This is a genomic window from Bradyrhizobium sp., from assembly GCF_016462955.1.
In the GTDB taxonomy this organism is placed as follows: Bacteria; Pseudomonadota; Alphaproteobacteria; order Rhizobiales; family Xanthobacteraceae; genus Bradyrhizobium.
Window position 1 is genome coordinate 1 of sequence record NZ_JAEMSD010000006.1, and the last position, 6,453, is coordinate 6,453.

Annotated in this window: 6 protein-coding genes; all 6 read left to right on the forward strand. The window is 63.5% G+C overall.

Annotation, left to right across the window (positions count from 1 at the left end):
- Positions 1–775: LysR substrate-binding domain-containing protein (locus tag JHD07_RS01410; RefSeq protein ID WP_291618235.1), on the forward strand; the 775-nt coding region annotated here is incomplete at its 5' end.
- Positions 776–1,732: 957 nt separating this feature from the next.
- A complete protein-coding gene (locus JHD07_RS01415; RefSeq protein ID WP_291618237.1) occupies positions 1,733–3,073 on the forward strand; it encodes an extracellular solute-binding protein in 1,341 nt (446 codons plus the stop codon).
- Between the two features lie 82 nt (positions 3,074–3,155).
- The gene (locus JHD07_RS01420; RefSeq protein ID WP_291618239.1) at positions 3,156–4,034 is read left to right on the forward strand and encodes an ABC transporter permease; all 879 of its coding nucleotides are present in this window, start codon (positions 3,156–3,158) and stop codon (positions 4,032–4,034) included.
- Positions 4,031–4,921: an ABC transporter permease subunit gene (locus JHD07_RS01425; protein WP_291618241.1), complete on the forward strand. Its 891-nt coding sequence runs from the start codon at positions 4,031–4,033 to the stop codon at positions 4,919–4,921. Before JHD07_RS01420 ends, JHD07_RS01425 begins: the two co-directional genes overlap by 4 nt.
- A 2-nt stretch (positions 4,922–4,923) precedes the next feature.
- Positions 4,924–6,030 (forward strand): ABC transporter ATP-binding protein, encoded by a 1,107-nt coding sequence (locus JHD07_RS01430; protein ID WP_291618243.1) that lies wholly within the window; start codon positions 4,924–4,926, stop codon positions 6,028–6,030.
- An 18-nt stretch (positions 6,031–6,048) separates the two neighbouring features.
- Positions 6,049–6,453 (forward strand): (2Fe-2S)-binding protein (locus tag JHD07_RS01435; RefSeq protein ID WP_291618245.1); only part of this gene is annotated, 405 nt, incomplete at its 3' end.

A 6,453-nucleotide genomic window follows, 5' to 3' on the forward strand; every position in this document is an offset into this window, starting at 1 on the left:
GCTGCGGCAGATCTTTGCCGATCCGCTGTTCGTACCCGCGGCGAGCGGCCGCGGCGTCGTGCCGACGACGAGAGCGGTGGAGCTGCAGACGGAGCTTGCGGACGTGCTCGGCAAGCTTCGCCGCATGGTGGAGGGGCCGGCCGTGTTCGACCCCGCCCGCAGCCAGCGAACCTTCGTCGTCGCCATTCACGAGAATCCGGCCGTGACGCTGGCGCCCGGCCTGGTTGCGCGCTTGACGGCGGTGGCGGAGCGGGCGCGGCTCGCTCTCGTTCACCCCGCGCGCGATGTCGTCGACCAGCTCGAACGGGGAGAGATCGACATCCTCGTGACTGGAGCTGACCGCGCACATGGCGAATTGATGCAGCGGCCGCTGTTCGAAGACGGCTTCCTCTCCGCACAGCGCAAAGGACACCCGCGTGGCAACGGGCCGCTTGATCTCGACAGCTTTTGCGCGCTCGACCACCTGCTGATCTCGGCCGACGGTGGCGGCTTCTCGGGCCTCGTTGACGACGCGCTCGCGGCGCTCGGCCGTTCCCGGCGCGTCGCTGTCTCCATTCAAACCTATGCACTGGCGCCGGTCATCCTTGCGCACAGCGATTGCATCTGCACCCTGCCGCGACGTTTTCTGATCCGCTTCGCCAACGAGCTCGATCTCACGCCCCCGCCGCTCGATCTGCCGCCCGCTCGCATCGTCGCGTTGTGGCATCCGCGCAATCAAGAGGACAAGGGTCATGCCTGGCTTCGGGACTGCCTGTACCAGGCGGCTGTCGCCTGATGTCGTGACGGTGCCGAGTGGCGGGGCCCAACCCCCGCCTGTTTCGCCCACTGTCAATATCTTCCCGCAAATATATTCCGCTTTACCGAAATTCGGAAATATCGTATGTGTCGCCCATCCCGGCTCATTCTCGAGGGGCGATCGTGAGGTCGTCATGTTCGCGAGCCGGGCTTGCGGTGGACGCGGCAGCGTCGGGCGCGAAAGGCGCGGGCAGGGAGGGTAGTCCCCGGTGAGCTCGCGGCCGCGCGCGGACGAACGGCGCTGCTAGGTTTCGTCTCGTCTGTAAGTTTCCGGTGCTGTCGACGGCATCGGGAAAACTGCGGCGAAATGGCGGGCCGTGCGTACGGCAAAACCGTGTGGTCCTGGCCGTCGTTGCTACGGTCAAGCTCTTGCGGAGGCGGCAATCGCGTCAACCGGCGCGGCGGCCGGTGAATTCCGTGAGGGCGAGGGAGGCCAGAGGGAAAGTTCGGCTCCCGGGAGAGCGCGGCATAAGCCGTCCGACCATCGCGCAGGGAAGGCCGAGTGTTGGGCTACACCTGTATGCTGCTGTGCGGTTCTTCCTGCGTGTGCATCTTCGCGCAGCGGACCGCGGGTGCAAGTCGGCACCCGGTCTTCCCTGCGCCCTCTTGGATTTGAGGGCGGCGAGATCAAGCAAAGCTCGGGCGAAGTACGCTGCGAGAACGCGAAGGCGTGTCGTCCAGACGACGAAAAATTTCCCAAATTGATGATCGCCAAGTTTGCATTCGTTGCGCCCGGTATACCCGCCTGCCGCCTTCCTGAGCTGCCGTGCCGAGATCAAATGCAGAGGGCTGAGTCATTAGTCGCGCTTATGTCGCGAATTTTTACTTCCAATTTTACTTCGCAAAACCCTGCCCATAGCCTCACGCGCAACTGATCACATCCGCAGGGATCGCTGAAGATCGTTGCGGCCGCTCATCGTAACCAACGAGGGTTGCCATGCTTGATAGGGATAAGGGGAATGCTGCCGCCGGAACGAAGCCGGGGGAAGCAAAAAAGCTGAGCCGCCGCACGCTGTTGAAGGGTGCCGCAGCCGTCGCGGGCGCCGCCGCTGGATCGGATGCGATCCGGGGCTTCCCGACCATCTGGGCGCAGGAGATCAAGGACATCGAGCTGCGCCATGTCGGCGTGTCCTATTCGGTGGTGAAGGCGATCGGCGACCAGGCGGCCAAGGATCTCGGCTTCAAGGTGACGATGCAGAACCTCGACACCTCCGCCGCCATCAACCGCTTCATAAGTCAGCCAAATACGGTTGATATCGCCGACCTCGAAGGTTGGCAGGCCAAGCTCGCGGCCAAGCGCGGCGTGATCCAGGGAATCCAGGTCAAGAAGATCAAGGAGTTCGACAACATCCTGCCGATCTTCACCAAGGGCGAGATCGACGGCCACAAAATTCCGCGCCAGGGCATTTCGCCTTACGAGGCCATGTATATCGCCAAGCCCGACGCGACCGATCTCAACGACGGCGTCACGGAGTGGGCGACGTTCCTGCCCCAGGTCTACAACGCGGACTCCATCGGTTATCGCCCCGATCTCGTCGGCCACGAAGTGACTGAGTGGAAGGACCTGATCGACCCCAAGTTCAAGGGCAAGGCCGCGATCCTCGACGTGCCCGCCATCGGCATCATGGATGCCGCGCTCTGCTTCGAGAGCGCCGGGCTGATCAAGTATGGCAACAAAGGCAACATGACCAAGGAGGAGATCGACTTCACCTGCAACAAGCTGATCGAGCTGAAGAAGCAGGGTCAGTTCCGCGCGACCTGGACCACTTTCGACCAGTCGGTGCAACTGATGGCGGCGGGCGAGGTGGTGATCCAGTCGATGTGGTCGCCCGCGGTTGCAGCCGTGCGCGTCAAGGAAATTCCCTGCGTCTACGCGCCCGTGAACGTCAAGAACGGCAAGGAAGGCTATCGCGGCTGGTGCAACGGCATGGGCCTGATGAAGCACCTCTCCGGCAAGAAGCTCGACGCCGCCTACGAATATCTCAACTGGTATCTGTCGGGTTGGCAGGGCGGCTTCGTCGGACGCTACGGCTACTACAGCCCCGTGCCATCGACGGCCAAGAAGTTTCTCACGGCGGCGGAATGGGACTTCTGGTACGACGGCAAGCCCGCGCCCGCGGTGATCAACGATCCCTACGGTGTGCCGATGGAGAAGGCCGGCACCAAGCGCGACGGCGGCTCGTTCCTCGATCGCGTCAAGAACATCTCGTGCTGGAACACGCTGATGGACGAGGCGGCCTATATGAACAAGCGCTGGAATGACTTCAAGGTGGCCTGAAACCTGCTTTCCCTGACCTGAACGACGCACCGGCGCCGTTACGCGCCGGTACGAGAAGGCAGACTTCGAGGCCATTGCCGCCATGCAGCCCAATCCAAGTCCCATACGCGCCAATCTCGCCGGCTGGCTCTATGTGTCGCCGCTGGTCCTGGTGCTCGTGCCGTTCTTCGTGGCGCCGATCCTGGTCGTATTGGCCGCGAGCTTCTTCGCCACCGACGGCTTTGGCGGACTGACGCCGGGCTTCACGCTGGCAAGCTATGTCGAGGTGCTGCATTCGGCGCTGACGCTGAAGCTGTATCTGGCGACCATCAAGTTCACGGTGCTGACGTGGATCTTCACGCTGGCCATCGGCTTCTTCGTTGCCTATTTCCTGGTCTTCCACGTCCGCAACCAATTGCTGGCGATCGGTCTGTTCCTGCTCTGCACGGTGCCGTTCTGGACCTCGAACATCATCCGGATGATCTCGTGGATCCCGCTGCTCGGCAAGGAAGGCCTGATCAACCAGGCGCTGCTGGCAACGGGTGCGATCCGCCAGCCACTGGAGGTGCTGCTGTTCTCCGATCTCGCGGTGGTCATCGCCTATGTGCACCAGCTCACGATCTTCATGATCGTGCCGATCTTCAACTCGATGGCGAGGATCGACAAGAAGCTGATCGAGGCCGCAATCGACGCCGGCGCCAGCCGTTTCGACATCATGCGTCTGATCGTGGCGCCAATGTCCAAGAGCGGCATCGCCCTCGGCACCATCTTCGTGGTCTCGATCGTGATGGGCGACTTCTTCGTGGTCAAGGTGATGTCCGGCGGCGGCTCCGCCTCGGTGGTCAGCGCCTTCTACGAGGACGTCGGCGTACTGCAATATCCGACCGCGGCGGCAAGCGCCGTGCTGCTCACGCTGGTGCTGGTTGCGATCGTATCGCTGATCCTGCGCACGGTCGATATCCGGCAGGAGATCACGCGATGAGCGCGGTGCTCGCCGACATGCCCGAGATCGCGGCCCCCGCGACGACCAAGGCGATTGCGCCGAGCAAGGGAGGCAGGCCCTGGACGTTCTACGTGCTGGCGACGCTGTTCGCCTGCTACGTCATCGCGCTCTACGGTCCGATGTTCTGCATCTACATCCTGTCCTTCCAGGACATCCGGGGCGGACTCGTGTTTCCGATGAAGGGTCGGTCGCTACACTGGTTCGTCGACCTGTTCACTCAGGTGCGCACTGGCGATGTCAAGGGGTCGTTCGACCGCTCGATCAAGCTCGCGGTGATCGTCACCGTCATCACCGTGGTGGTGTCATTTCTCGCAGGGCTAGGTTTTCGCAAGCGTTTTCGCGGCGACACGTTCGTCTTCTACATGATGATCGGCAGCCTGGTTGCGCCCGGCCTCGTGCTCGGTCTCGGCACCGGCCTGTTGTTCCAGGCGTTGGGGCTGAACGCAAGCTGGTACACGTCGGCGCTAGGCGCGCAACTCTCCTGGACGCTTCCGTTCGGCGTGCTCGTGATGTTCGCGGTGATGTCCCGCTTCAACCATGCCTGGGAGGAGGCGGCCTACGATCTCGGCGCCAGCCGCTGGCAGTCGATCCGGCTGGTGATGATCCCGGTGCTGGCGCCCGGTCTGGTCGCCGTCGCGCTGTTCGGCTTCACGCTCTCTTACGACGAGTTCGCGCGCAGCCTTCAGACCGCGGGATCCCTGAACACGCTGCCGCTGGAAATCTGGAGCATGACGCTGAACGTCACCTCTCCGTCGCTCTACGCGCTGGGCACGGTGACCACTATCGTCTCCTTCATCGTCATCGGCGCCAGCCTCGGCAGCATCGTGCTGATCCAGAAGAAGCGCGGCAGCCGGGTAAGGGCCTAGGAATGAAGAACGATCGCGGCGATATCGAATTGGCGGGCGTCTGCAAGAGCTTTGACGGCGTCACCAACGTCGTCGACGGTGTCAATCTCAAGATCGCAGATGGCGCCTATTGCTGCTTCATCGGCCCCTCCGGCTGCGGCAAGACGACCATCCTGCGCATGATCGCCGGCCACGAGGATCCGACCGCCGGCGAGATCGTCATCGGAGGTCAGAACGTCGTCGGCCTCGCGCCGGTGCAGCGGCGCACCGCGATGATGTTCCAGTCTTATGCGCTGTTTCCGCATCTGACCGTTCGGGAGAACATCGCTTTTGCACTTCGCGTGCGCGGCCAGTCCAAGTCCGACCGGTTGCGCGCGGCCGATGCCATGATCGAGAAGGTACGATTGACGCAGTTCGCGGACCGCCTGCCGGCCCAGCTCTCCGGCGGCCAGCAGCAGCGAGTGGCCCTGGCACGTGCCGCGATCACCGAGCCGCGGGTGCTGCTGCTCGACGAGCCGCTCTCGGCATTGGACGAGCAGCTTCGCGTCCAGATGCGCCAGGAGCTGCGCCGGATGCAGCAGGAGCTCGGCATCACCTTCATCCATGTCACCCACACCCAGCTCGAGGCGATCGCGCTCGCTGATCTCGTCGTGGTGATGGAGCAGGGTAAGATCAAGCAAGCCGGCGCGGCCCGGGACGTCTATGCCCATCCGCACGATCGCTATGTCGCGGAATTCATGGGTGGCCAGAACGTGTTGTCCGGTCGCGTGGAAAAGGTGAACGGCGCCAGCTTCACGCTCGCGCAGGCGGCTCCCTCGGGCATCGAGGTCCCGCTTCAGGCGCGTTCGACCGTCAGTGTCGGAGACAAGGTCGACATCGCCGTGCGTCGCGACGATGTCGCGCTGGTTCGGCCGGGCAGGGACCTGCCGCCGGGCTGCACCACGTCGCTGCCGAGCCGGGTGCTCGCCATCGAATACCAGGGCTACTTCGTCAAGGTCATGCTGGACACCGTGCCGGACGACGAGTTCGTGGCCTACGTTCCGGAAAAGACCTTCTTCGCAGATCCGTTCACCGTCGGCGATGTCGTCATGGCCACATGGGCCACCGGCAGCGCACTTCCACTCGCCTAGAGACCGTCGCGCAGGAGCATGACCGTGCAGATATCCTTCACACTCAACGGCCGGCCCACCACCGTGGATGTCGAACCGGCGACACTGGTCGCCGAGTTGCTGCGGGAGCAACTGAATCTCACCGGCACCCATATCGGCTGCGACACCAGCCAGTGCGGCGCCTGCGTGGTTCATCTCGATGGTTTGCCGGTGAAGAGCTGCACATTGCTCGCGCCCGCACTCGACGGCGCCGCGCTGCTCACGATCGAAGGATTGCAGGGCGCGCCTGGTTCGAACCAGATGCACCCCATGCAGGAGGCGTTTCGCGAGCATCACGGCCTGCAGTGCGGCTTCTGCACCCCCGGCATAGTGATGACCGCGGTCGCGCTGGCGACCGAGAAGCCCGACCTGACGGAGGCCGATGTCCGTCATGGCCTCGAAGGC